The following is a 25828-nucleotide window of genomic DNA, read 5'->3' as shown; positions in this document are numbered from 1 at the left end:
TTAAAATTCCAATTCGGTAGTAAAGGTTGCCAATTCTACATTTCTAACAGGAAGAGGTATTTAGCTTATGTGTTTATCAACTAACCTTTCAAGATAGTGTTCGTCTATCTGAAACTCTTTTTTGATACTGTCGATTTTGTCTCTGCTTATATTGGCTTTTTTAGTTTGAGATTTCACACCAACAAGCATGATGTTTTTACGGGTATGTTCGTTGGATACAAATTCAAATATTTTTGATTGGTACTGATGCTCTTCCATAATTAGTGCCCGAATGGTATCGGTTACCATTTCGAATTGTCTTTCTTTGAAAATGCCATATTTTAGTAATGGACTTTCCTGTTCTTTGCCTTTTACCTGTTGGCGAATTTGTTTGTGACAACAAGGTGCGCAGATGATTAATTGTGCTTTGGATAAAATGCCTTTGGCAATGGCATCATCAGTAGCGGTATCACAGGCGTGGAGCGCAATCAAAATATCAATCTTATCTTGCTCAAATTCCTGAATCGGTTTGCATTCAAATTTGAGATTTGTAAATTCACATTGCTGAGCGATAAGGTTGCAGTAGCCGACCAACTCTTTTCTGAGCTCTATTCCTGTAACTTGTGCTTTTAATTTCAGTGTGTTTTGTAGGTAATCATACAGTGCAAAGGTTAGGTATCCCTTTCCTGACCCCATGTCCACCACACTGATGTTTTCCGGCATGTCGGCAGAAGAAATTAGCCCTTCTATGATTTCCAGATATTTATTGATTTGTCTGTATTTATCAGCCATTTTGGGAATGATATTTCCCTTTTTATCAGTTATTCCTAAAAAGTGTAGATAAGGCTTACTGCTATCTGCTCTTTTTGTTTTTGACCGATCGTGCGAAATGTCATCTGGTTCTGTAAGAGATGGGGGGGATTTTTTTACGGATATTTTTCCTTTCTTACTAGTCTGTAAGCTCCAGTTGTTTTGCGTGGTAAAGAGTGTAGCATTTTTGAAAGCCTCTTCTATCAAAGTTTTGATTTGCTCTACAGATTCCGCCAGATCAAAGTTTTTGACCTGGTCATTGGTTTTGTATTTATAGGTAAAAGAAAGGCGGGGTTCGTTTTTTAGTTTAATCGGACGAACATACACATTGGTTAGCTCACTTTGTTTGTCTGAAGGTTTGCTGAGAGTTAATTTAACAAAACTCTCAGCATCAATACAGTTCCTTATTTCATCTAAAAAATCCTTCATAATACAATGTTAATCAGTAGCTACGGGATCTGAAAATAAGAGATGGCTGATAATTTTATAAAATATGTCAGCTACCCGAAGTAAATTTGAAATCCTGTTCAATATAATAGACTTGTCAATGAAATTTATCGTAATTTAAGCTATTGAATAAAACAACGGAGATATGAAAATACAAGGTTTATTATTGTTGCTGGTTCTGTCGGTTACATCTTGCCATGCGCAGGATAAGAAAAGCAAATCGAAATTTCCTGTTTCGGAAAAAATAAAGAAAACGGATGCAGAATGGCGTGAGGTATTGAGTGATGAAGGGTTTTATGTCATGCGACAAAAGGGAACTGAGAGAGCCTTTTCAGGGAAGTATGACAAGTTTTATGAAAAAGGAACTTATACCTGTGCTGCTTGTAAATTGCCTTTATTTGAATCAAAAACCAAATTCGATTCTAAGTCAGGGTGGCCCAGTTTTTATCAACCTGTTAATAATGTAAATGTCAGTGATGTAGAAGACAATTCGTTTGGAATGAAGCGTGTAGAGGTGGTATGCAGTCGTTGTGATGCGCATCTTGGGCATGTGTTTAACGACGGTCCGGCACCAACCGGGCTGAGGTATTGCATCAATTCCGTTTCTCTGAATTTTGAAAAGAAAGAGAAGTAAAGTTAAAACCCTTCAGGCCGTTTGAATTTGATTATTACAGGGCCATTGCCTTTTATTCCATATTTTTTTGAGGCATAACCTGAAACTTCTAAACCATTGTTGTCTAGCCCTATCCATATTTCTTCTGCTGTCAGCAGTAGTGATTCTGCCATTCCAAAAGTAGAAGGGGCAAACAGCTTGCCTTCTTTGTTGCTACAGATTTGCTTATAGCTCACTTTTTGGATTACTTCGTGTGTGTCAGGGTTTACTTTAGTTACGAAATTGCCATTTCGCTCCAACAGGTACAAAAAACCATTTTCGAATTTTGCATCTGCAAAATCATTACTTTCGGTTTCGGGGATATTGAAAGTATCTACAACTTTGTTGGAAGATAGGTTTACTTTAAATATTTTCCTTGGCTGTCGTTCTTTTACAAGGTACAAAATATTGTTGGCACAGTCATTTGCCAGACCCTCCCAACCTGCATTTTTCCATTCCCAGGGTTTTTCTCCGTTGAAATCTATTGGTAATGTTATGGCTTTACCCGATATCGGTTTGGAGTAGATATTGCCATTTTTCTCATTTGCCAGATAAAATTTCCCATTACAGTAGTCAATGGCTTCTAAATCCAGTAGCTCTTCAATGTTAAGGGGGATTTTACTTTTTATATGCCATTTATTGCTGTAGAAGCCAATTTCATATATAAAGTTGTCTTGCTCTTTGTCTGCATTGATATAGTATTTTCCATTCATGACAACAATGCCGCTGAGGTCAAATCTGAGACTGTTTTCTTTTTGCAATTGTGACAGAGAGATCAATTCAAGCTCTGTAAACTGGTCTTGTGTAAATGCTTGAAAATTAAGCAACATGCAGAAAGATGCAAGTACTACGGGTCTCATAAACTTAGGATTTGAGCTAAATATTACACCCTTTCAATCATAGCTCCAATAGCGTTGAGACGTTGGTCAATGTTTTGATATCCTCTGTCTATTTGTTCCACATTGTGAATCACACTTGTGCCTTCAGCAGACAATGCGGCTATCAACAAAGATACACCTGCACGAATATCGGGAGAAGTCATTTGAATACCTCGCAAAGGAACAGATTTATTTAGTCCTATTACTGTAGCTCGGTGCGGGTCACAAAGTATGATCTGGGCACCCATGTCGATCAATTTATCTACAAAGAACAGCCTGCTTTCAAACATTTTTTGATGAATAAGTACAGTGCCCTTGGCTTGTGTAGCTACCACCAATGCGATGCTGATTAAGTCAGGAGTAAACCCCGGCCAGATAGCATCTGCTATAGTCATGATCGATCCGTCAATAAAAGTTTCTATTTCGTAATGATCCTGCTCAGGAATGTAAATGTCATCATTTCTGAATTCCATTTTTATTCCAAGTCTTTGAAATATTTCAGGTATGATGCCTAAATGTTTAAGACTCACATCTTTGATAGTTACCTCAGAACCAGTCATAGCTGCCAGACCAATGAAACTGCCTATTTCAATCATGTCAGGCAGCATTCTATGCTCAGTGCCATGTAGTTTTTCTACTCCTTCAATTGTTAGCAGATTAGAGCCTATTCCAGTTATTTTCGCACCCATGTTGTTCAACATGGTACACAATTGCTGGAGGTAGGGTTCGCAGGCAGCATTGTAAATGGTGGTTGTGCCTTCCGCCATAGATGCAGCCATTACTATGTTGGCTGTACCCGTTACAGAAGCCTCATCCAGTAGCATGTAGCATCCTTTTAAATGTGATGCGTCGATATTATAGTACCCTGTTTTTTTGTCGTATTTGAATTCAGCACCGAGTTTTTGAAAACCAGAGAAATGAGTATCGAGTCTTCTTCTTCCTATTTTGTCTCCACCGGGTTGTGGTATTTTCCCTTTTTTAAAGCGGGTCAGCATAGGCCCCATAATCATGATGGATCCTCGTAAGGAAGACGCCATTTTTTTGTACTCTTCGGTTTCCAAAATGGCAACATCTACATCGTCAGCCTGAAAGGTATAAGATTCCTCTCCTGTTTTTTCTACTTTCACACCCATGTATGCCAGCAGGTCAATAAGCTTATTTACGTCCCTTATGTTCGGGACTTTTGAGATTTTAACAGGATCTGATGTAAGTAGAACTGCTGATAGGATTTGGAGCGCTTCATTTTTTGCTCCTTGTGGTGTAATATCTCCTTTTAACTGATTTCCACCTGTCACTCGGAATGAAGCCATTAATTCTTTCTGCGTTTAAAAGGCCTTTTATTTTTGTTTTTATACCGGTTTTCAGTGTCACGAGGTTTGCTCTCATTGTCACGTCGAAGATCTCTTTTTTGAGGTTCAAAGAGATTGAATTCATTGACTTTATTCATGTCAATGTCAAGCTTGTTATTTGATAGTTTTCTTATGTTCTTATAAACTACGGAATTGTCGATAATGTCTTTGTTGTAAGAATAAAAGAAAGTTTTCATCAATTTGCCGATGTGGATAATAGCGGCTTCCTGCTCTTCAGGGTCTTCAATCGTAGTTGCTTTTTCTACCAGCAATTCTATATTTTTACCAAAGTGTTTGAAGGTAATTTGATTAGTGTTGTAGGCTACTCTTTGAGGTTTTTTGTACAATACATCTCTTGCAGGTTTGGGAAATGGTCCTTCTACATCTAATTCAAAATCAGAAATAATGTGAATATCATCCCAAAGTTTTTGTTCTACCTCAGGAGTGTCTTTTATATCCGGGTTGATTTGTTTCATTAAGATGGTAAGGGTTTCTGCTTTCTTATCCCTTTCTTCTTTATCTTCTATTTTTTGCAGGTGTTGAACAAGCATTTGGATGTTTCTTCCGTACTCCTTCAGTATCAATCTTTCTTTTACCGTGTTATAATCGTTCATCATTTGTATTTGGCTTTTAGGCGCACCAAAATTAAGGTAATAATTAAAAACTATTGGTTTAAATAGGATTAAATTTAAAATAGAGTAAGTTGTAAATTTGGTGAGTCAATGAGGTTGTATGGATTTGGCGAAATTAAGAATCAAATTAGTATGAATAAGATACAAGGCAAACGCATTTAAAAATTCTTACTGCCCCAGACTCCTGCCTCGCCAGGCGGGGATTCAGGGGTCTCTTAGGGTAATCCGTGGCTTTAAGAGATACCGCAACTGGTGCGGTAAGGAGGTTTGATTTTTAAATGCGTTTGCCCTGAAATAAGATAAGTCTTAAATATTTATTACAATTGGGTTTATTTGCAAGTTAAAAATGTCTTTTTTTTAATACCTAGGTAGTGAGAGAAGAAGTTGATATTGATTTAGTGAGATTTTTGTCAGGGAATAAAGCTGCTTTCGAGAGAATGTATAAACAGTATTATCCTGAGCTTTACAACTATGCCCGACAATTTCAAATTGATCAGGCCGCTACTAATGATTGTATTCAGGATGTATTTATTGAAATATGGAATTCCCGTAAACGTCTTAAAATAAAATCTATCAGGCCTTATTTGTTTACATCTGTTAGAAACAAAATAACAAAATACCGTTCAAAGTCTATCAAAGAACAACTTCAGGCTGAAAAATACCATCAGGAAGAATTTGAAGTCAAATACAATCCATCTTTGACTCAGGTTGAATCAGAAAATAAATTGGAACTGGAAAAAAGATTAAAGAAAGGAGTTGAAAACCTTACTCCCCGACAAAAGGAAATTATTTTCCTTATTTTTTATAATGATTTAAATTACTCCGAAGCGGCGGAAATATTGGGAATTAAAGTTAAAACGGCGTACAATCAGGTACACAAATCAATCAATGACTTAAGGGATCTTCTGATTGCTATTTTCATTCTGTATTCTCTGAACTTAACAAATCGGCCAGATACATCTTTTCTGAATCAAGGAAATAACAGCCGCAAATTTCCAGACGCAACCAATTTTTAATTCAAGTTTTCTTTATTCACTTAACACCTGATATTCAAGACCATTTTCTGGCTTTGAATTTACATTTTTCGAAAAAAAATAAAAAAATCATGGGCAATCATCAAAGGCCTGTACTCATAGTAGTGTAGAGGCGAACAAGTGCTTCTTACTAATTGTGCAAATTGATGAAAAATCAGGAAGAGTATTTGAAAAATAAATGGTTTCAAAGGTGGGTGGCCTCTGAAGGCGATGATGAGGCCAACAAGTACTGGGAGAATTGGATGAAAATGAATCCCCATCAGGTAGATGAATTGAAAGAAAGTAGAGATATAATCAGATCTATATCTTTTCAAAAATACAAGGTGAGTGACGAACAAATAGATTCTTCATGGAGTGAAGTTCAAAATAATATTACTGAAGGTTACTTTAATTCTCTGTTTAGAAATGGGCTAAAAGTAGCGGCTGTACTTACTTTTTTGATTTCTTCATTGATAGTTTTTCAATATTATTCAACAGATAGAAGCTTTAATTCTTTCCAAGAAAATTCCTCGAGGTACGTAGTAAAACATGCAGAAAAGGGCACGAAACTCACAGTGCAGTTGTCTGATGGCACGAAAATCAAACTGAATGGAGGGAGTAAATTGATTTATCCGGAAGTCTTCTGTAGCGACAGCAGGGAAGTGGAATTATTTGGAGAGGGGTATTTCATAGTTGCACATGAAAAAGAAAGACCATTTATTGTAAAATCCGGAGGCATCAGTACTACTGTGCTGGGAACCAAATTCGCAGTGAATGCCATAAACCCTGATCAGGTTCAGGTTGCTCTGGTGTCAGGTAAAGTGAAAGTTGAAAATACTAAGCTTAGCGAGAGTGATTCAAAATGCATGTCTTTATTCTTAGAGCCTGGAATGAAAGCGGTTTATTCTGATAAATGCCTATACCAAACGAAAATAGATGCAATCATGGATTTGGGGTGGAAAGACGGCATTATAGCTTTTGAAAACAGCAGTATTGATGAAGTAGTGAGTCGTTTGGAGCAGTGGTATGGTGTTAGTATCGAGTTGAAAAACTCAGGTAAAATATCCAATTCCTTTAATGGGATGTATAAAAATGAGACACTACCCAATGTGTTGAATAGCATAGCACACTCATTAAATTTCACCTATAAAATCAAGAGAAATGCAGTATATATTGAAGGACATTAAACAAAAAAACATGACAGATACAAGTTAAAAAAAACGGCAGTATGATAAAATGATACTGCCGAATCAAAACCTTAAATCCCCAAACCATTTCCAGTTGTCGGCAAACAGTGAGGAAAAGAGCAATGGGGTATAAAATTTTTTGTTAAACGTAATTGTACAAAATTATGGAATTAAACTATTTACAACTAATAAAATTGCTATCAAAATACACTTTATATGGCATATTAATACAGACGTGTTTTTTGACATTTATACTTGCAGGCAATGGAGCAGCCCAAAATAAGAGTGTTAAAGAAGTTTATATCGATGTATTCGATTCTTATGATAATGTTGAAGAAGTATTCAAATCAATTGAAAATCAGACAGAGTTCGAATTTGCATATTCTAAAAAAAACCTGATAAAGAAGAAAGACTTCAAGTTGACTGCTGGCAAAAGGCCTGTAAATCTGGTATTACTTGAATTGTCCAAAGAATTTGGGTTGAAGTTTAAACAGGTAAACAAAAGTATTTCAGCTTCTCCTATTTTAAAAAATGATCTAAAAGGTAACTTAAATCGTGTAGAGATAGTCGCTGATGTGAATATTTCCGGGAAAGTTATGGATGAAAATGGAGAAGGCTTACCTGGGGTGAGTATTGTGGTTAAAGAAACGACTTCCGGAACTACTACCGACATAGAAGGTAATTATAAATTAAGAGTACCAGAAGGCTCTACTTTGGCGATCTCCTTTGTTGGGTATATCACTCAGGAAGTCATAGTTGGCAATCAGAGCATTGTTGATGTGACTATGGAACTTGATGCTCAGCAGTTAGAAGAAATCGTAGTAGTAGGTTATGGTACTCAGAAAAAAACCAACCTTACAGGTTCAGTAGCTGCTGTTAATGGGGATGTTCTTAACAATAGACCAATTGTAAGTGTTGGACAGGGATTGCAGGGTGTTATTCCAAACCTAAATGTTGATATCAGAAATGGTGATCCGGCTGCAGCTATTGAGTTCAATATTAGAGGATATGAATCCATCAATGGTGGGGCTCCTTTGGTTCTTGTAGATGGGGTGCCTATGGATCTTAACAAATTGAATCCTAATGATATAGCCAGCATTAGTGTTTTGAAAGATGCTGCGGCAGCAGCCGTATATGGTGCCAGAGCTGCTTTTGGTGTGGTATTGGTCGAAACCAAGAAAGGAAAAGACGGTAAAATGAAGGTGACTTTTGGGGCAGATTATGCAGCAGCAAAGCCTATCATGTTTGTTGACCCGGTAACCGATCCATATAAATATGTACAAGCGAGAATGTTGGCTAATCAACGCACGAATGGAAGTGATGGGTTTGATCAGGATATGATTGATGGCACTAAAAGGTACAGTGAGAATCCCACAGAAGAGAATGCCTGGGGAGTATATAATGGAAATCTCAGGTTTTATGGATTCAATGACTATCAGAACAAGGTTTTGGCAGATTATTCTCCACAACAGCGTTATGACATGACCATTTCAGGTGCTACAGACAAATCTTCTTATTATGTTTCAATAGGTTATCTCAACAAGGATGGTTACCTGAAAAACAAAGATAAAAATGAGAGTTTCAAACGATACAATGCTTTGATCAAAGGAGATGTTAAAATCAATGATTGGTTAAAACTGGACTCAAGAGCACTTGTTACCACAGAGAAAAGTAACAAACCTCATTTTTATAACTGGGATGTCAATATCAATACTTTCGCCAGAGTAAACCCTCTTAACCCCATTTCATTCCCAGATCTGGATTATTACTTGACCCCCGGGGATCATGATGATTATGCTCAGTATCAGGGTATGCATTTTGCAAGTGTAAACTTCCTTCCTTATCTCGAACAAGGTGGTCGCGATACCTGGGATAGAAATGACATTATTTTGACTCAGGGAGCATCTATCAGCCCAATTAAGGGATTGAACATCAGAGGAGAATTTTCAGTTAACTACACGCACAGGGATGCACAAGATGTAAGGAGCAAAGTTGATGTAATTGATAATTTTGATTTGGCCAATTTAATAATAGGTAATGGATTCAGTGCAACAGATTACATTTTAAACCGCTCTGATAATGATCAATATTATGTAGTAAATACTTATGCAGACTATACCATTGACAACAATGATGGACACTACATCAAAGCCATGATAGGATTTAATCAGGAATGGGGTAGGTACAAATACATTAGTGCTCAGGCGTTTAGTTTGATTACGCCAAATATTACAGATTTGAACGCTACCACTGGTAGTCAAATAACAAATGGAGGTAAAGAAGCTGTGTCAATACGAGGAGTAGTCTATAGATTCAACTATAGCTACAAAGATAGATATCTTGTTGAACTTAATGGTCGTTATGATGGTACTTCCAGGTTTCCTACCAACGATAGATTTGGATTTTTTCCATCTTTTTCTGCTGCATGGAGAATTTCCAATGAATCATTCATGAGTGAAACTTCCAGTTGGTTGGATAACCTGAAGCTAAGATTGTCTTATGGTACTTTGGGTAATCAATTATTATTCAAAACTGTAGATGGTGAGAGTGTTCCGGATTACTATCCGGCAATAGCAACCTTAGGATCAAATTCGTCACCTTATATGTTTTCATCTGGAGCAAGATCCCCTTATGTGTCTGCTGCAGGGCTTGTTAGTCCCACACTTACCTGGGAGTCTGTAACCAGTAAAAATCTGGGTCTTGACTTCACGATGTTGAACAATCGATTAGACTTTACTTTTGACTTATACACCAGAGAAACCAAGGATATGTTAACAAATGTTGACTTACCCGATATTCTGGGTACAGATGCACCTCGTGCCAATGCTGCAGATTTAAAAACCAGTGGTTGGGAGATTTCAGCCACTTGGAGAACCAGAATCAATTCCAACTGGAATTACGGAATAACATTGGCATTGGCAGATTCCAAAGCTGAAATCACGAAATACGACAACCCTACAGGTTCTCTCGACGAGCGTTATGTTGGGCAAATCATTGGTGAGAGATGGGGATATGTTACCGAAGGCATCTTCCAGACCCAGGATGAAATTGACAATGCCCCTGATCAGTCTCAAATACCAGATGGTGCCAATTGGAGACCTGGTGATATAAAGTATGCAGATTTGAATGGAGATGGTATTATTTCTAAAGGAAGCAATACTTTGGATGATCCGGGAGATCAGCAGATCATAGCTTACGAACGTCCAAGAGGTAATTTTGGAATTACTGGCAATGTTGGTTATAAAGGGTTTTCATTGACTATGTTTTTTCAGGGAGTGATGCAGTACCAATACTGGCCACCAAATGACAATTGGGTGGCATTTTACCCATTCAATGCAGGTCATGTAGAAAATTACTACATCACGGATACCTGGAGTGAAACCAATAGGGATGCTTACTTTCCTGCACCGCATATTTCAACAAATACCAAACAAAATGTGCAACCTCAAAGCCGCTATGTTCAGGATGGTTCTTACATTCGTTTGAAAAATTTAACGTTGAATTACAACATTCCTGAGACCGTTACAAGCAAGATAGGTATGTCTAGTGCATCAGTATATGTGTCTGGAATGAATTTGTTCGAATTCACAAATATGCGTAAGCCACTTGATCCGGAAGTAAGGCCTACTTTAACTCAGGAATATTACAAACAACGTATCTATTCGTTGGGCTTGAAAGTATCATTTTAGTAACTTTTAAAGGAAAACAAAATGAAAAATTATATAGTAAAAATATTTATGGTAGTCATTGCAGCACTACTGTCCTTCAGTTGCAACGATGAGTTTTTGGAAGAATCTCCATTAGATAAAATCAGTACAGAATCCTTTTGGAATACAGAAAATGATTTAGTGGTGTACAACAATAGTATTTACCATCTTGCACGAAATGAAGACAATGTGCCTATGTTGGTCGGGCACGATGAAGGGTTTGATAGCCAAAGCAGGGGATTCATTTTTCAAGATGGTTGGTCTGATAATACTGCTCCACGTCATTCCAGGCAAGATTTTTATGCCAAAAAGCGTGCCGGAAAACACTCTATTCCAAACAGTCCGGAACTTTTCGGATACAAGGGATGGAATTTTCTCAGAGCCGTCAATGTTGGTTTGGACAATTATGGAAAGGCTGATGTTTTAGATGAGGTAAGAAACAAATACATTGGGGAAGCACGTTTGTTGAGGGGCTGGTTTTATGCCGACAAAGTATCCAAATTTGGTAATGTCCAATGGGTAGATCATGAGTTGAATGTGGATGATGACGAAATATTGAATGGAGAGCGGGATGATCGTGACTTAGTTATGGGCAAGGTGTTGGAAGATCTGAATTTCGCTGTGGCAAACATTCCGAGTGATTGGGGTGATGGAAACGCCCCTGGTAGAATCAACCGTTGGGGAGCATTGTTGGTATTGTCAAGAGTGGCTTTGTTTGAAGGTACCTGGAGAAAGTATCACGGATTGACTGGTGCCGATGCATGGTTGACTGCTTCTGCAAATGCTTCTAAGGAGTTGATGGATGATGGTCCTTATTCACTTTATCAGAGTGGTAATCCTGCCACTGCATATAATGAACTGCACCGTTTGACCGATTTGTCAGGAAACCCTGAAGTACTCTATTGGAGAAGGTATGAAGCTGGTATTTTTACCAATCATGCACTCAATTATCATAAAGGGTATAATGGTGGTGCTACCAAAAGTATGGTAGAGGATTATTTGTGTACTGATGGTCAGCCTATCACCTTGTCAGGCTTATACCTTGGAGATGCGGTATATGAAAATGTGTTTGAAAATCGTGATCCAAGACTAAGACAAACCGTACTTCATCCTGAGGATCAGCAGGTATATCAGTATGGGAATCACCCCTTTGATGCCTATGCCTATCCACGTATTCAGGGAATGCCAGGTGGGCAGTCCAGTTACACAGGTTATCATATCATTAAGAACTTCGAAGTAGTTGCTTCTTATGCATCTTATAATTCTTCTACTACTCCTGCGATTGTACTGCGATTTGCTGAAGCTTTGCTAAACTATGCTGAAGCCAAAGCTGAATTAGGTGGAGGAATCATCTCACAAGCGGATTTGGATATCAGTATCAACCTGCTTCGTGACCGGGTAGGTATGCCTCATCTGGATGCCAATCCTCCCATGGATCCTAAATATGCCAGTGATGGTATTTCTGCTGTACTTGCTGAAATACGTCGTGAAAGAAGGGTGGAATTGTTTATGGAAGGTTTTCGTTACAATGACCTGAGACGTTGGAAACAAGGCAAGAAATTGGAGGTCAGGGATTACGGTATGCGTTGGGATGCTGCTGCAAAAGCACGGTTTGATCCCGATGGAGATGCCAGTGTGCTAACGTCAACAATAGATGGAGTAGATTATCTTGACGTTTACAAAGGTACTTCTTATGAAACACCTGTATTTGATGAAAGCAAGCATTATTTGTGGCCAATACCGATAGATGCTATATCCCAAAACCCTAATCTGGGACAAAATCCTGGATGGATTGAATAACAGGTAAATAGTTTAAAAAGAAGCTGTCTCAAAAGTTAAATAATTCCCGGAATACCTGTCTGACGACAGTCAGACAGGTATTCCGGGATCTGTCCTGGAAACAGCTATTGCTGCGTTTCCAAAGGGATGCCGGAACAACTTGCCTAACGGCAGTCAGGAGTCCGGCAACTGTTTAACTTTTGAGACAGCCTCTTTTTTTGTTTATATAAATATATATGTGCATTAACAATTGATTTATCTTGTGAATTGAAATAACTTAGAATTAATAATTATAATTTCTGAGTTAAATATTAACCCTTCTGAAGAGTACCAAACAATGCTCTTCTCCCCGATGATTAAAGATTTTTTGTGAAGTATATACTTCCACTGATTTGTTGTATCTTTTATATTTCATCTCGCATGATTTTTAAGTGAGGTGTCCGGATACTATCGCAAAGAAGTAATTATTATTTAGATGAAAAGAATGAATAATTCAATCCATATAATTACAAATCTGTTTTGTTTATTTCTCCTGGTTTCAGGATTTTCATCTAAAGCACAAGAAAAAGCCGGAAATATAAAGTCAGATGGGTATAAAGGCATTTGGTTCGAACTGAATCAAAAATATGAATACGGTGATAAATACAGTGGAGCCCTTTCCACTTATACTGCCAAACATACTCCATTGGCGATCTATGCAGAAAAAGTCAATAAAACATTTTTCGTTTACGGCGGCACCATTGATGTCGATCAAAGGCACCTGCAATGTATGATTGGTGAATTCAATCATGTAACGGGTTTGGTATCTAAGCCAACTTTAGTGTATGATAAAAATGGAGTGGATGACCCTCATGACAATCCTTCATTGTCTATTGATCCTGATGGGTATATCTGGGTATTTGTGAGTGGCAGGGGAAATAAGCGTCCCGGGTTAAAATTTAAAAGTACCAGGCCTTATGACATTAATACATTCGAATTGATTTCGACAGAAGAATTTACATACCCTCAACCCTGGCATACAAAGGACGGGTTTCTTCATTTATTTACAAAATACACAGGAGTTCGACAACTGTACTATGAAACAAGTAAAGACGGAATGGAATGGTCGGAGGACAAGTTACTGGCGGCAATTCCAGTCAACCAGGGAGAAAAGTCAGGTCATTACCAGACCAGCCTAAGCGATGGGAAAAACAAAGTAGGTACTTTTTTCAATCGTCACCCTAATGGAAATGTAGATAAACGCACCGATTTATATTATGTGCAAACTACTGATTTTGCTAAAATATGGACTACTGTAACTGGCGAAATACTGAATACCCCACTGATATATAGAGACAGTAAGGCGAGGGTAATAGATTATCAAACCAAAGGAAACAACATATACCTGAAAGACATGGGCTTTGATAGAAACGGGAATCCATTATGTCTTTACATTAGAAGCAAGGGGCATGAGCCGGGACCAAAAAGTACCCCTTATGAATGGTGCGTGACCAACTGGGATGGTAAGAATTGGCAAACCAATTTGATTACTACATCGGATCATAACTATGACATGGGCAGTATTTTTATTGAAGGTAAAAATTGGAAAGTAGTCGGCCCCACTGAGCCAGGTTCTCAAGATTATGGTGTAGGTGGTGAACTGGCTATATGGCAATCTAACAATAGAGGAAAGAAGTGGAAAAAAACCAGGATACTTACAAGTAACAGTAAACTGAGTCACAGCTATGTCAGGAGGCCAATTAACTACAAAGCACCTTTTTGCTTTTTCTGGTCAGATGGAGACTCTCACAAACTGAGTAAATCAGAATTGTATTTTGGGGATTTTGAAGGCAATATCTGGAAACTACCTTATGAAATGGAAAATGATTTTGAAGAACCTCTCAAAATAAATTGACAAATAAAACATATGCTATTCAATCAATAAACTATATCACTATGAAAACTAAAATTGGCTACTTGTTTCTCTTTTTTCTTTGTATTGTACTGGTTTTGCCCAAAAATGTATTGGCAGATGAGGACATTCCAAAGTTGGAAAACCCCATGACGGTCAGGTTCTTGAAAAGCAAACTCAGGAAATCTCAGCCAAGGTTGGTTTTAAACAGCCAGATTGAGAAAAACCTGAAAAGCAAACTTAAATCTGACCCTGTAGTACAGAATATGTATAAAGCGATTCAACTCAATGCTATTGAAATACAAAAAGAACCATTTCTTGAAAGAATAAAAACGGGTAGGAGGTTGCTGTCTGTATCCAGGAAAATGCTTTACCGTATTAATATGCTCGGCATGGTTTATCGAATAGAAAAAGACCCGAAAATATTAGAGAGAATCAATGGAGAAGTATTGGCAGTATGCAATTTTTCTGACTGGAATCCCTCTCACTACCTGGATGTAGCAGAAATGTCTATGGCTGTTGCTTTTGCGCTTGATTGGACTGCCGGCAATTTACCAAAACCTACTATAGACCTGGCTATTAATGCCTTAATAGAAAAGGGTATTAAACCCAGTTATAACAAAGAAGGAAACACCGGGTGGGTCAATGGCACCAACAACTGGAATCAGGTGTGTCATGGGGGAATGATAGCAGCTTCCATAGCCATAGCAGAAAAAGACCCTGAATTGGCAGCACAAACTATCAGTCGGGCATTGGACGGTATGCCGCATGCTTTGGTAGAATACGGCCCTGATGGGGTGTATCCCGAGGGCTCGACTTATTGGACTTACGGCACCAGCTTTTCTGTTACTACAGTAGCTATGTTTGAAAGTGCTTTCGGAACCGATTTTGGTTTGGCAGATTATCCTGCGTTTCAAGAGAGCGCAGTGTTTAAAGTGCTGATGAATGCTCCTTCCGGCTGGTATTACAATTTTGCTGATTGTGGTGACAAGAGGAGCGACAATGGAGACGTGACCCTTGCCTGGTTTGCTACTAAAACAGGAAAGGAAGCTTTTTATGAAAAAGACCGTTTCCTCAGGCCAGCAGAAGATATAGGTGAATTAAGACGGCTGGACGGAGCTGGTCTTGTATGGCTATCGCAATTTAAAAAAGAGACCTCTGGAACACTTCCAACAGCATGGAAAGGTGGAGGATCTAATCCTGTAGTCATATTTACAGGAGAGAAAAATGATCCCAAACAATATTATTTCGGTGGTAAAGGCGGCAGGGGTACTGTAAATCACGGGAATATGGATGGAGGTTCTTTTGTGTTTGAATTGAATGGAGTAAGGTGGGTGGTTGATCCCGGAAACCAGAGTTATCACGAATTGGAAAAAACAGGTTTCAATTTGTGGGGAAGATGTCAGGATTGTGAAAGGTGGACATTGCTTACCAAAAATAATTTTGGGCACAGTACCATTTCTGTAAACGACCAATTGCATGTGGTGGACGGTATGGCTACCATCACAGATTTTAAATCAGGAACATCACCTGAAGCTACGATCGACCTTTCCCCAACATTTGCAGGGCAATTGAAAAGTGCCAAAAGAAAATTTACGAAAGACAGCAATGTTTCATTGGTAATCGAAGATCAAATAGAAGTTTCAGAGAAAACATCCATGATTACATGGCAGTTAATGACTACTGCCGATGTGGAAGTAGTAAAAGGTGGTGCAGTATTAACACAGGATGGTAAAACTTTAAAACTGGACAATCTTTCACATCCTGAATATACAGTTTCTGTGATGTCTTTGGATCCTGCACCTCTCGAATTGGATCGCCAGATAGAAGGGCTCAAAAGACTGGAAATTAGAATTCCTGCATGGACTGTTGAAAATGGTACCTTGAATTTAAAAGTCAGGCTCTCAGAAGATTGATCTTTCCGATAGGTAACTTAGTTATAATCTAACCTTCAATAAAAATCTTATGAAAACATTATATGCCAGTATGTTCATTTTTCTGAATATCTTGATTTTTCATCATATCTCGCTAGCAAAGACAGATCTCGAAATCATCCGATCCAAAGTGGTAAAAGAATTAATGAAACCGGAGGTTGATGACGTTGAAATTGAAACTTTGATTCAATCAATAAACAATGATGGTACCTGGCCAGGCATTAATTATCAGGATGTGTCGCGAACAGCTTTTGAACATCGAAACCATCTTTCGAATCAGGTAAAGCTGGCACGTGCATACAAAAAGAAAAGCTCCGGATTTTACCGCAACAAAAAGGTAAAAAGAACCCTGGAACTGGCACTGCAACATTGGGTTGATAACGACTATATCTGTGAAAACTGGTGGCACAACCAAATAGGTACACCAAATGCTATGGTCACTTTAATGTTGATAATAGGAAATGAATTGCCGGATGATTTGGTTGAAAAAATACAACCAATGATTGGCAGGGCACAAATAGATGCGCCCGGAGCTCGTCCCGGAGGTGATCGCATCAAAATAGCAGGCATACACGCTAAAAATCTCTTGTTTATCAATGATGCAGAAAAATTTAACGAAGTAATCAATGTTATTGAAAGTGAAATAAAGTTTGCCAGCAGTTTGGCAATGGAATACGGCTATGGTATTCGCCCCATCCAAAGTGGGTTTAGTTCGAGAAATGCAAATGGAAGAGGCATGCAATATGATTATAGTTTTCACCACCGGACAGATGCAGTAAACAACACTATTTCTTATGGTCTGGGTTATGCCGATGCTTTTGTTGAATGGGCAGTTTATGCAACTGGCACACAGTATGCATTTTCAGGTGAAAAGCTGGAACATCTGGTAAATTATTTTCTGGATGGTATTTGTAAAACGGCTGTCTATGGTAAATATCCTGATGCAGGAGCGAAAAACCGCAGTATAAGCCGCCAGGGCACATTGCATGCTTACAGTGCTCAAACAGCAGAAAGACTTTTACTTACAACAAATTATCGTAAAGATGAAATTCAGGAAATTGCTGATATCAGAAATAAGGGGAAAAAGCCTACTTTGTCTCATGCTACTTTTTTCTGGAATTCCGAACATTTTACTTTTCAACGGCCTGACTTTTTTACTTCGGTAAGAATGTATTCAACCAGAGTGCATAATATGGAAGTGCCTTACAACAGCGAAGGGTTGCTCAACCATCATCGTGGAGACGGTACCAATCATATTTCCATAACTGGAGACGAGTATTACGATATAGCTCCTGTGTTTGATTATCAGAAAATCCCGGGTGCTACTATACTACAAAAACCAATGCTTCCTTCAGAAAAGGAAATTCAAAAATTGGGAAAAACGGATTTCGTAGGAGCAGTTACCGATGGGAAATACGGTGCTGTGGGTTTTGATTTCAACAGCCCTCATGATCCTTTGTGTGCAAGAAAATCCTGGTTCTTTTTTGATCAGGAATATGTGTGTTTGGGTGCGGGGATTTCTTCTAAGAGTGACCTTTCAGTTGCTACCACGCTCAATCAGTGTCTGTTGAGAGATGATGTCACTATTTCGACTAATAATAAAAAAACAGTTATTCCTAAAGGAGAAAAAGCTTATGAAAATACAGACTGGGTTTTTCAGGACGGGATTGGATATATCTTTCCTGAGCCAGCCACAGTCAATATTAAAAATAACGAAGCAACCGGATCATGGTGGAAAATCAACAAACAAACCGACTCACCAAAGGAAGAAATTAGTCTGGATGTATTCAAACTCTGGCTTGATCATGGCGCAAAACCCGGAGGTGAAACGTACGCCTACATCGTTGCGCCTGCCACCACAGTGCCACAACTGGAACAAGGTACTTCTCAACAAAACATAGCCATTTTATCAAATACTCCTGAACTCCAAGCTGTCAAACATATAAGGTTAAATATGTATCAGGTGGTGTTTTATAAGGCAGGGGAAATTCAGCTTAACAGTAATGCAAAGCTTACTAGTGACAGTCCGGGTATAGTTCTGTTAAAAACGGATGGGCAAAATATTAAGGAAATATCAGTATCTGACCCTAACAGGGAATTGAGAAAAATAAACCTTTCCATTTCGACTAAAATGGAAAGGGAAGGAGAGCAATATCAAATCCGATGGAATGAAAAAAAGAAGGTAAGCGAAATTTCTATTGATTTGCCGCAGGGGAATTATGCAGGAGAAAGTGTTACAGTAAAGTTGTGACGAAATTAGACAAATATGAAATATCGGTTTATGAGCAGATTTTTATTGTCGTTTATGCATTGCTGGCAACTGGTTTTTTATTGTTCAGAACGACATAAGAGATAATTGATTTGACTTTTGTGCCTTTGGCACTGCTAAATTCATAGAAATCTGAGAATGCAAATGTATTTCCATCTTCCATCAGCATCTCACCATTTATGGCTGCTTCTTTCCCGTGTGTAATAATGCTGTGAATGGTTAATTTAGATACTTTATTATCACTCATTTCTTTCAAAGTAGCTCCAAACCGTTCCTTACCTTCAATGGGCTCATCACCTGCCAAAGTCCATTTGATGTCATTTTCTAAGTAATTCATCACTTTTTGGATATCGTATGAAGCAAAATATATGGTTAGATTCTTAACCAGTTCTTTTTTGGGAGCATTCCCACAATCGGGTTTAATATTTAGTTTCATTTTAGAGTGTTATTTCAGTTGCTTGGTATCAATCGTCTCGGCTATGTGTAGTGTGGGGTTTAAAACGGTAGTTTCAAATCGGCACGGAGGCTAGCGTATCGTTTTTATTTTTTATTCGTCAATCTCGCATATAATTGGCATATGGTCACTTATTTCTAACCATTTATCTGCTTCTCCGACTTCAATTTTTTTTAGTCCGTTACAAAATCTTTCAGCACCAAAAACATAGTCAATATGATAAGGTCTTTCAAGTTTTCGCTGGAAATATAAAGTCGGATTGGTCTCGGCTCCTTGTTGTTCGCCTGTGTATTTATGGTAGAGGCTTTCAATTCCAATTTCTTTTAGCTCGTTTACTATGTCAGAATGATTCCACCATCTATCCCATTCATCCCATTTCGTGTTGCTGTTAAAGTCTCCTGCAATAATTGTCGTATTTAGTTTGTCTTTATTGACTTGTAAGTATTTCCATAGTTGTCCAATGTAGCCGAAATTCGGTGAGTTGTTTCTGTGTGTCCAAACAGCAAGTAAGTCAAAGTCTTGATTTATTTTGCACGGTAAAAAGTGCTTTACATAATGGTCTTTGAATTTGTTTGACCAATCGAGTTTCTTTAATTCAATTTCAGGTCTAGTGAAAATTGCAAGTCCCTTGTTTTTGGTATCGCCAATCCAAATGTAGTTTTCAGCCCATTCTTGATATTTTAGGTGACGACATTCTGCTGGGTTTTCACATTCTTGGATAATATAAATGTCAGCATTGAAGTCCAAAATGTGTTCAAACTTCTTTCTAAATGCTCCATTACAATTCCAAGTTACAATCTTCAATTTCGAGTTTGTTTTTAAATAAATGCCAACGGTTTGTGTAAATGTCAGTAACGAGAAAATGTGCGAGTATTTTTCACTAATGTACTAAATATAGCAATAACGGCTGAGTTTTCGGTAGAAAATTCAGCCGTTATTGCGTTTATACGCTGTTGGCAATAGTACTTATTTCAGTCAGTTTGTTTACATCTTGCAATATTTTTTCCATTAAACTACTACCAGCTTCAAGTTGGTAGTAGCTTATTTTGGTATGTAAATGTCAATTGTTGGTTTTAGAGAGGTATTGGAAGTTAAATGCTATGTTTTTATCACTAAAGTGAAGTGATTGATAAAGAGCAGGCCAGGTATATAGATATCTGGCTAAAGTCAAAATTTGGGAGCTATTAAGGTTTTTGAAATAACATCGCTCAACTTTGATGATACCTTCGCCTGGGTCGAATACTTTTCCCAATCACATACTACTGTTTTTACTTCTTCAATTATTTTTTCACCCCTTTTAATGTTGTTATCTGTAGCTATTTTCATGAGATCCGATTTTTTGATATCCTTATGTTTTCCATTTATACTTAATGTATGTTGGCTAACCCAAATATTGTTTGGATCATAGGAGTAACAGACATCATACGCAGGGGAAAGTTCCCATTTGCTATTTTGTTTTAGCCTAAATGAGAAGTTTTTGGTGTGGTCATCATAATTGGTTGCCATAACATTAAATACCATTCTTCGAAACATTTGTTCCGCTTCAGGATATGTCATTCTAAGTATTCTCATTGTCTGAAATAATTGTTCATAACTAAATCCTTGAAGGTTGTTGTAATCAAAATGTTGTATTCCGCACAAAGTCTGAATATGGTGTTTTTTGTCATTCCCTTCTCTGTCAAACCTTTTTGTCATGAAATGGGCTCTTTTATTTTCTTCAAACAATTGGCACTCCATCATTTCTATTCCACAGTCTCTGGCCATTAAGTAATAAGCGTATTCAACTCTTCCAAATCCATGACTCTCTCCAAATTGAGCATCGCTTACACCATCAAGTTTAATCAACCAATGTTCGAAACCTTTGGGAGATTTAGTTTGACCAGATCGTACTTCGCCTGTCTTTTGGTTAAAAGCAATCACTGCTTTTGGTCTTGCACCACCAGCAGATGTTCCGATCGTTAATATTTCGCTGATTGCCTTTCGCTCATCCCTGTGAATGTTAGTCTCAAAAGTTTCTCTATTTGACAGCATTTTTTGAGCAATGTCAACTAAATTTTTAATTTCTATTGCAAATGTGTTTTGGTTAGATTTTAGTTGAGCGGGTTCGAACTCCAAAGCTCCCATTCCTCTTGATCCGATAAAGCACAATTGCTCCACAGGATTCATACTATTGGGAGGCCTTCCTTCTTGTGCCAACCATACATTTATCAGCTGATTGCCATATTTATCAGGAAGTGCATCTGCCAACAATCCGGGAAGCCCTTTGAATGTGGATGTCTCCTGGCCTTTTTGTTTTCTCAATTCAGGAAAACTATATATTCGATCGCCATTTTGTAAAGGCATTTTTATAGGCGAGAGGTCGTGGTTTCCTGTAAGAAATTTTTTGTCATACTGAAAACCAGCCAATTGCTGATTTTGATCCCAGCGGGCTGCCCCAACCAATTGCCCCCATATTTTCACTTCTACTACATCTACCATTCCAGTACTTCATTTGAATTTCCATCCTTGTTTCTCGCACGACTTCTTTTGTTTTTTTGCAGTTTGGCATATTCTATCGGACTTATTTGATTGTCAATTTTAAAAGCATCCATTATGTGAAGTAAGTCGAGTACCCGTAACACCTGTATCAAGCTGTTTAGGGTTACTTTTTCTCCCCGTTCCAGTAAGCTCAGTGTGGAACGGCTAATATCGGCGGCTTTGGCTATATCGCTTTGTGATTTGTTTTGATTTAACCTGTGGTGCTGGATGAAGGTTCCGATCATTCTTATCAGGGCTTTATCACTCATTGAATTCCAATCGGTGTATGAATTATCATTCATAATTGTGTTTTTATATGCTTAGTGCATTAATTATCATTCAAAAATAATAAAACAATCTGCTTGATCAAGCAAATTATGTATGAATTATCATTCGTAAATACTAAAAATACCACTTAGTGCATTAAAATTCATTCAAATAGCTTGTTTTAAATAAAAAAATAAACACAACGGCTTGCGATGGCAATTGGGAGGTAGAAAGCAGAGGGTCCTGTGCTTGCTTTTTTATTACAGTTACAAATGGTAAAACATGTGTATTCTAGAATGAAGGAATCAAATTAAAAATCTATTAGATTTGATATGTATAAGATAGATAATGCGCATTATACGATTTTTGTAGGCAATTTAGAGAACCTAGTACCAACAGAGAAAATAATGAAATTTGACAAACATTTTCCGACTGAACAACTAAAACCCTACATCAAATATTTTGTAGTGTCGGAGAATGAATTGGAAAATAAATATAAAGTTTTCCCATCATCAGGAATTGTTATTGGTTTTCAATACAAAGGACAACTCGCCATCATAAAAGACAACAGTGAAAGTAAACTAACAACGGCAGGAATAACAGGAATTACTGACGGTTACAAAGTCTTCAAAAATTCGGCAGACATAGGAACTATATTGGTTTACTTTACAGAAATTGGCTTTACTCATTTTGCTTCACATCCTGCCAACGAGCTCTTTAATTTAAGCCTTTCACTTGACGACATTTTTGATAAAAACAGCATAACGGAAGTAGAAGAAAAATTAGCAATAGCTAATACAGATGAACTTCGGATAAAAATCGTTGAACAGTTTTTAGCATCTCAACTCAAAGACATTCAAACGGACAAGTTAATTGTTGAAGCAGTTAAACTCATTTACCAAAGTAATGGAACTATCCGCATAAAAGAGCTAAACGAAAAATTGTTTATCAGTCAAAGTCCATTTGAAAAGCGGTTTAGAAAAGTAGTTGGAACAACACCCAAAAAATTTGCTTCAATCGTTCGCTTCAATTCCGTTCTTGAAAATTTGAACGGAACCAAAACGCTGACTGAAATCTGTTACGAAAATAATTTCTTCGACCAAGCTCATTTTATCAAAGACTTCAAACAGTTTACAGGAGACACTCCCGAAAACTTCAAACGCTTCTTGTAGAAAAACGATTTTTTACAATTACAGGGTTTTTCACCATCGCAACTTTGCATTGTAATCTTAATGTAAAGCAAATGGTAAAATCAATTTTAATATCGACAATCATACTATCAAGTTGAGCATTATGGTTGCGTGTAATTCAACAAATCGTTAATTAAAAAAACAAGAAAAAATGTTTACAGTAGAACAAATCAAAGCAGCTCACAGCAAAGTGAAATCAGGAGCAGACTTTCCTGCATACATTGGGGACATCAAAAAATTAGGTGTTACTTATTACGAAACCTTTGTAACAGATGGACACACCGATTATTATGGAGAAAATGATTACAAAACCACTTCTCCTGCTAAATACATACCATTGATTATTGCATCTGAATGTAACAAAGAACAATTCAAAGCAGATCTGAAGAAGCATCAACAGGGTAAAACGGATTATCCGACTTTTATCGGAATCAGTGCGAAACTTGGTATAGAAAAATGGACTGTTTGTATGGAGAAAATGACCTGTACGTATTTTGATAAAGAAGGAAATGAAATTTTGGTTGAAGAAATCCCACAAAATTAAACTATGAAAGATTTACTCTCAAAAGAATGGAACGATGACGCTATCATCGTTCCATCACCTAAAAACGAACAGTTCCAAAGCCACGGAAATAGGCTTGAAGTAATTATTCCAACCGCTTTAACCAACAATCAATTCGGATTGTATGAGATAGAAATGGAAGCCAACGCAAGAGGTCCGAAATTGCATTATCATAAAGAAATGGATGAAACATTTATTATTCGTGAAGGTATATTGACCGTCTTAACAGCCAAAGGCGAACTAACAGCAGAAACCGGAACAGTAATTCACATACCAAGATTTTCAGTTCACGGCTACAACAATAATTCGGACAATATTGTAAAAATGACAATGATTTTCAATCCAGGACTTGGCAGGGAAGACTTTTTTAGAAAGATGTATAAAATGCTTGACGAAAGACCGAATGACTTGCAGGCTTTTCAAAAATTATATCTCGAAAATGATAGTTATTCGCTAGACGAAAAAAGTATGATACCAATGCGTTACGAAAAATAAAAACTGCTACAATAAATGTTTTGCATAATGACGGGAGAATGCTTCTTGTCAAGTTTTGTGCTGAAATCCGCCACTACGTAAAGCCAAAAAACGTTATGCTCCGGAAACAAAAAGATGACTTGAATGAAAAATTAAAGAAAATCTTCTAAATCCAAAGATATTTTGAAGAAATGTCTTGTGAGTAAAGTGGAACTCATAAATAAACTTCCAACGACTAATAATATAGTTTGTCTGTTTAATTCGTGTTGTCTTTTCATCTTTTAGGTATTTATGTCGTTCATTTCGCTTGTGCCTAACGGTGCTTTACTTGCCAGTTATCCAACGACCGTAGGGAGGTATTTCGATCAATGTCCCATGTATGAATCGTAGCTTTGGTTTGTGTGTCTGCCTTATGCGGTCATGCTTTCACACATAATGTTAGCAGAAGGGTTTACTCCACTTTAAACTTTTCGTTTTTGCAATCCAATATTATTTTGTGATTTAGAAACAATTTGTTTCCTATCATTCCCTGCATTCCTGATAGAGCCATTAAAAAATCCTGCATTTTGGATGTTCCTTCTATGTAAGTAACCTCCGAAAGAGTTAGTATGGTATCGCCAAATTGAATTTTTTGATTGGCAGTTGTAGAAACTATTTTCAGCGTATTTCCCCACGAATTTCCCTTACTAGTTTTTACTTTGCCATTTATAGTTCTGTATTTTTCCCAATCGTTTTTGCTGATAATCAGTTCATAGCCGCTTGTTCCGGAATCATACATTAGTTTTAGACTTTCATTTCCGATTTTTGCTGGAAATAAGATTCTGCGTTTTTTGAATTCAAATTCAGTAAACCCATTTACCTGCATCTTTTCAGAAAAAGAACAGAGATTATTTTTGAAATCCAAAGTTATTATTCGCTTTTCCAACAAGTCTGTTCCCAATGTACCTATTATATTTTCAGTATTTGGATTTTCAAAGTCAACTTTGTCTCCATAATCAATCACCTTGAAGGTATTAGACGAAACCTGCATGTTTTTCAGATTGAAATCTAAATTAATCAGATTTGTTGTGTGGTCAATTGAAATTTGTTCACGAAACTTTGTTTGGATGGATTGTAATGAGGTTCTGTAAAAAATGGTGATGGGTGAACCAAAATCCAATTGCATATAAAATAATTTGTCAATTCCTCTAAGATAGACGGGTAACAGCAGTGCGGAATGTGAGTTGTTGTTAGTTGAAATCCATTTGATTGGTATGTTTTCCGAAACATATGCAACCTGTAGGTAATTTTCCAATGGAGTAAACTTTTTGTCAAAATAGAAATATCCACCGATGCTTGATGACGTCAAAATGAACAATAAGGCGAGTAGGATTTTTTTAAATATTTTCATTCCAATTTTTTTTTGGTAAAATTCAAAATTGGCCTTTGAATTTATCCTAAAATTATAGCGTCAATTTTATGTCAATCTTATGACAGTGCTTATAAAATGTTGTTTTTCAGTTTAATATCTAATTCATGATTCTGACTCAAACTGATTCCGTTTTTTAGAATGACAAACACATTAATACAAATAAGGACGATTAAAAATGCTACAAATAGTGGGATTTTTAGTGAAAATAGCGTTTGAAGAAACGGACTTAATATCATTAAAATGCAAGAAGCACTGGTCCATATAATTTGAACACCAATAATACTTTTTCCTAGGAGTCTGTCGGACTTTCAATAATCAGGAGAGTAAAAAATTCAATTTTCAGAACCTAAAATTAGATTTTGATCGTCCCTTTTTCGAATACGGTTTTGGTTTTGGTTTTTTTTCCTGTTTTTGCGCTAAACCGGA

20 protein-coding genes are annotated in these 25828 nt (G+C 37.2%); 11 read left to right on the top strand and 9 right to left on the bottom strand.

Features of this window, described 5'->3' with window-relative positions:
• Positions 1-60: 60 nt before the first annotated feature.
• Positions 61-1218, bottom strand: a complete 1158-nt coding sequence (locus AAOP42_RS02420) for a class I SAM-dependent methyltransferase (RefSeq protein WP_349526864.1) — start codon at positions 1216-1218, stop codon at positions 61-63.
• Positions 1219-1381: 163 nt separating this feature from the next.
• Between AAOP42_RS02420 and msrB the strand changes: the two genes are divergently transcribed.
• Entirely contained in the window at positions 1382-1870 is a 489-nt protein-coding gene (gene msrB, locus AAOP42_RS02415) for a peptide-methionine (R)-S-oxide reductase MsrB (RefSeq protein WP_349526863.1), read from the top strand.
• Positions 1871-1872: 2 nt separating this feature from the next.
• On the opposite strand, the gene AAOP42_RS02410 is transcribed toward msrB, so the two are convergent.
• Genes AAOP42_RS02410 through AAOP42_RS02400 form a run of 3 tightly spaced genes read right to left on the bottom strand, consistent with a single transcriptional unit; the run spans position 1873 to position 4732 of the window.
• On the bottom strand, positions 1873-2748 hold the full coding sequence (locus AAOP42_RS02410; protein WP_349526862.1) for an SdiA-regulated domain-containing protein: 876 nt from the start codon (positions 2746-2748) through the stop codon (positions 1873-1875).
• Between the two features lie 23 nt (positions 2749-2771).
• On the bottom strand, positions 2772-4076 hold the full coding sequence (murA, locus tag AAOP42_RS02405) for a UDP-N-acetylglucosamine 1-carboxyvinyltransferase (RefSeq protein ID WP_349526861.1): 1305 nt from the start codon (positions 4074-4076) through the stop codon (positions 2772-2774).
• Positions 4076-4732, bottom strand: coding sequence for a DUF4290 domain-containing protein (locus AAOP42_RS02400; RefSeq protein ID WP_349526860.1), 657 nt, complete (start codon positions 4730-4732; stop codon positions 4076-4078). The genes murA and AAOP42_RS02400 overlap by 1 nt, the downstream gene beginning before the upstream one ends.
• A gap of 386 nt (positions 4733-5118) precedes the next feature.
• Here AAOP42_RS02400 and AAOP42_RS02395 point away from each other — a divergent pair, with 386 nt between their 5' ends.
• The 7 genes from AAOP42_RS02395 to AAOP42_RS02365 all read left to right on the top strand — a co-directional run bounded on the left by AAOP42_RS02395 (position 5119) and on the right by AAOP42_RS02365 (position 18509).
• On the top strand, positions 5119-5763 hold the full coding sequence (locus AAOP42_RS02395) for an RNA polymerase sigma factor (protein WP_349526859.1): 645 nt from the start codon (positions 5119-5121) through the stop codon (positions 5761-5763).
• Between the two features lie 164 nt (positions 5764-5927).
• A complete protein-coding gene (locus AAOP42_RS02390; protein ID WP_349526858.1) occupies positions 5928-6947 on the top strand; it encodes a FecR family protein in 1020 nt (339 codons plus the stop codon).
• Between the two features lie 242 nt (positions 6948-7189).
• Positions 7190-10636 (top strand): SusC/RagA family TonB-linked outer membrane protein, encoded by a 3447-nt coding sequence (locus AAOP42_RS02385; RefSeq protein ID WP_349526857.1) that lies wholly within the window; start codon positions 7190-7192, stop codon positions 10634-10636.
• Positions 10637-10657: 21 nt separating this feature from the next.
• Entirely contained in the window at positions 10658-12454 is a 1797-nt protein-coding gene (locus AAOP42_RS02380; RefSeq protein WP_349526856.1) for a RagB/SusD family nutrient uptake outer membrane protein, read from the top strand.
• Positions 12455-12917: 463 nt separating this feature from the next.
• Positions 12918-14327, top strand: a complete 1410-nt coding sequence (locus tag AAOP42_RS02375) for a BNR-4 repeat-containing protein (RefSeq protein ID WP_349526855.1) — start codon at positions 12918-12920, stop codon at positions 14325-14327.
• A gap of 41 nt (positions 14328-14368) precedes the next feature.
• The gene (locus AAOP42_RS02370) at positions 14369-16240 is read left to right on the top strand and encodes a heparinase II/III domain-containing protein (protein WP_349526854.1); all 1872 of its coding nucleotides are present in this window, start codon (positions 14369-14371) and stop codon (positions 16238-16240) included.
• Between the two features lie 49 nt (positions 16241-16289).
• Positions 16290-18509, top strand: coding sequence for a polysaccharide lyase family 8 super-sandwich domain-containing protein (locus AAOP42_RS02365; protein ID WP_349526853.1), 2220 nt, complete (start codon positions 16290-16292; stop codon positions 18507-18509).
• A gap of 52 nt (positions 18510-18561) precedes the next feature.
• On the opposite strand, the gene AAOP42_RS02360 is transcribed toward AAOP42_RS02365, so the two are convergent.
• The 4 genes from AAOP42_RS02360 to AAOP42_RS02345 form a co-directional block, all read right to left on the bottom strand.
• Positions 18562-18963, bottom strand: coding sequence for a nuclear transport factor 2 family protein (locus AAOP42_RS02360; RefSeq protein ID WP_349526852.1), 402 nt, complete (start codon positions 18961-18963; stop codon positions 18562-18564).
• Between the two features lie 111 nt (positions 18964-19074).
• Positions 19075-19785, bottom strand: coding sequence for an endonuclease/exonuclease/phosphatase family protein (locus tag AAOP42_RS02355; RefSeq protein WP_349526851.1), 711 nt, complete (start codon positions 19783-19785; stop codon positions 19075-19077).
• A gap of 363 nt (positions 19786-20148) precedes the next feature.
• Positions 20149-21459 carry a type II toxin-antitoxin system HipA family toxin gene (locus AAOP42_RS02350; RefSeq protein ID WP_349526850.1) on the bottom strand — a complete coding sequence of 437 codons (1311 nt, stop codon included), beginning with the start codon at positions 21457-21459 and terminating at the stop codon, positions 20149-20151.
• A complete protein-coding gene (locus AAOP42_RS02345; protein WP_349526849.1) occupies positions 21453-21800 on the bottom strand; it encodes a helix-turn-helix domain-containing protein in 348 nt (115 codons plus the stop codon). Before AAOP42_RS02345 ends, AAOP42_RS02350 begins: the two co-directional genes overlap by 7 nt.
• Positions 21801-22172: 372 nt before the next feature.
• On the opposite strand from AAOP42_RS02345, the gene AAOP42_RS02340 reads away from it, so the two are divergent.
• The 3 genes from AAOP42_RS02340 (at position 22173) to AAOP42_RS02330 (ending at position 24012) form a co-directional block, all read left to right on the top strand.
• The gene (locus AAOP42_RS02340; protein WP_349526848.1) at positions 22173-22937 is read left to right on the top strand and encodes a helix-turn-helix domain-containing protein; all 765 of its coding nucleotides are present in this window, start codon (positions 22173-22175) and stop codon (positions 22935-22937) included.
• A gap of 169 nt (positions 22938-23106) precedes the next feature.
• Positions 23107-23499 (top strand): DUF1398 domain-containing protein, encoded by a 393-nt coding sequence (locus AAOP42_RS02335; RefSeq protein WP_349526847.1) that lies wholly within the window; start codon positions 23107-23109, stop codon positions 23497-23499.
• A gap of 3 nt (positions 23500-23502) precedes the next feature.
• Entirely contained in the window at positions 23503-24012 is a 510-nt protein-coding gene (locus AAOP42_RS02330; protein WP_349526846.1) for a cupin domain-containing protein, read from the top strand.
• A gap of 430 nt (positions 24013-24442) precedes the next feature.
• Here the strand turns inward: AAOP42_RS02330 and AAOP42_RS02325 are convergent, their stop codons facing one another.
• The gene (locus tag AAOP42_RS02325) at positions 24443-25381 is read right to left on the bottom strand and encodes a hypothetical protein (RefSeq protein WP_349526845.1); all 939 of its coding nucleotides are present in this window, start codon (positions 25379-25381) and stop codon (positions 24443-24445) included.
• Positions 25382-25828 lie beyond the last annotated feature (447 nt).

The sequence above is a fragment of the Reichenbachiella sp. MALMAid0571 genome, assembly GCF_040151475.1.
In the GTDB taxonomy this organism is placed as follows: domain Bacteria; phylum Bacteroidota; class Bacteroidia; order Cytophagales; family Cyclobacteriaceae; genus CAXBNB01.
The sequence above is the reverse complement of the archived record's forward strand: the minus strand, read 5'-3'. Positions and strand labels throughout refer to the sequence as shown.

What these genes read in the sequence shown, in the direction of transcription:
- AAOP42_RS02350 (WP_349526850.1), bottom strand. Translation starts at nt 21,459, where the DNA reads ATGGTAGATGTAGTAGAAGTGAAAATATGGGGGCAATTGGTTGGGGCA.
- AAOP42_RS02330 (WP_349526846.1), top strand. Translation starts at nt 23,503, where the DNA reads ATGAAAGATTTACTCTCAAAAGAATGGAACGATGACGCTATCATCGTT.
- murA (WP_349526861.1), bottom strand. Translation starts at nt 4,076, where the DNA reads ATGGCTTCATTCCGAGTGACAGGTGGAAATCAGTTAAAAGGAGATATT.
- AAOP42_RS02370 (WP_349526854.1), top strand. Translation starts at nt 14,369, where the DNA reads ATGAAAACTAAAATTGGCTACTTGTTTCTCTTTTTTCTTTGTATTGTA.
- AAOP42_RS02420 (WP_349526864.1), bottom strand. Translation starts at nt 1,218, where the DNA reads ATGAAGGATTTTTTAGATGAAATAAGGAACTGTATTGATGCTGAGAGT.
- AAOP42_RS02410 (WP_349526862.1), bottom strand. Translation starts at nt 2,748, where the DNA reads ATGAGACCCGTAGTACTTGCATCTTTCTGCATGTTGCTTAATTTTCAA.
- AAOP42_RS02360 (WP_349526852.1), bottom strand. Translation starts at nt 18,963, where the DNA reads ATGAAACTAAATATTAAACCCGATTGTGGGAATGCTCCCAAAAAAGAA.
- AAOP42_RS02335 (WP_349526847.1), top strand. Translation starts at nt 23,107, where the DNA reads ATGTTTACAGTAGAACAAATCAAAGCAGCTCACAGCAAAGTGAAATCA.
- AAOP42_RS02340 (WP_349526848.1), top strand. Translation starts at nt 22,173, where the DNA reads ATGAAATTTGACAAACATTTTCCGACTGAACAACTAAAACCCTACATC.
- AAOP42_RS02400 (WP_349526860.1), bottom strand. Translation starts at nt 4,732, where the DNA reads ATGATGAACGATTATAACACGGTAAAAGAAAGATTGATACTGAAGGAG.
- AAOP42_RS02390 (WP_349526858.1), top strand. Translation starts at nt 5,928, where the DNA reads ATGAAAAATCAGGAAGAGTATTTGAAAAATAAATGGTTTCAAAGGTGG.
- AAOP42_RS02375 (WP_349526855.1), top strand. Translation starts at nt 12,918, where the DNA reads ATGAATAATTCAATCCATATAATTACAAATCTGTTTTGTTTATTTCTC.
- AAOP42_RS02345 (WP_349526849.1), bottom strand. Translation starts at nt 21,800, where the DNA reads ATGAATGATAATTCATACACCGATTGGAATTCAATGAGTGATAAAGCC.
- msrB (WP_349526863.1), top strand. Translation starts at nt 1,382, where the DNA reads ATGAAAATACAAGGTTTATTATTGTTGCTGGTTCTGTCGGTTACATCT.
- AAOP42_RS02380 (WP_349526856.1), top strand. Translation starts at nt 10,658, where the DNA reads ATGAAAAATTATATAGTAAAAATATTTATGGTAGTCATTGCAGCACTA.
- AAOP42_RS02365 (WP_349526853.1), top strand. Translation starts at nt 16,290, where the DNA reads ATGAAAACATTATATGCCAGTATGTTCATTTTTCTGAATATCTTGATT.
- AAOP42_RS02325 (WP_349526845.1), bottom strand. Translation starts at nt 25,381, where the DNA reads ATGAAAATATTTAAAAAAATCCTACTCGCCTTATTGTTCATTTTGACG.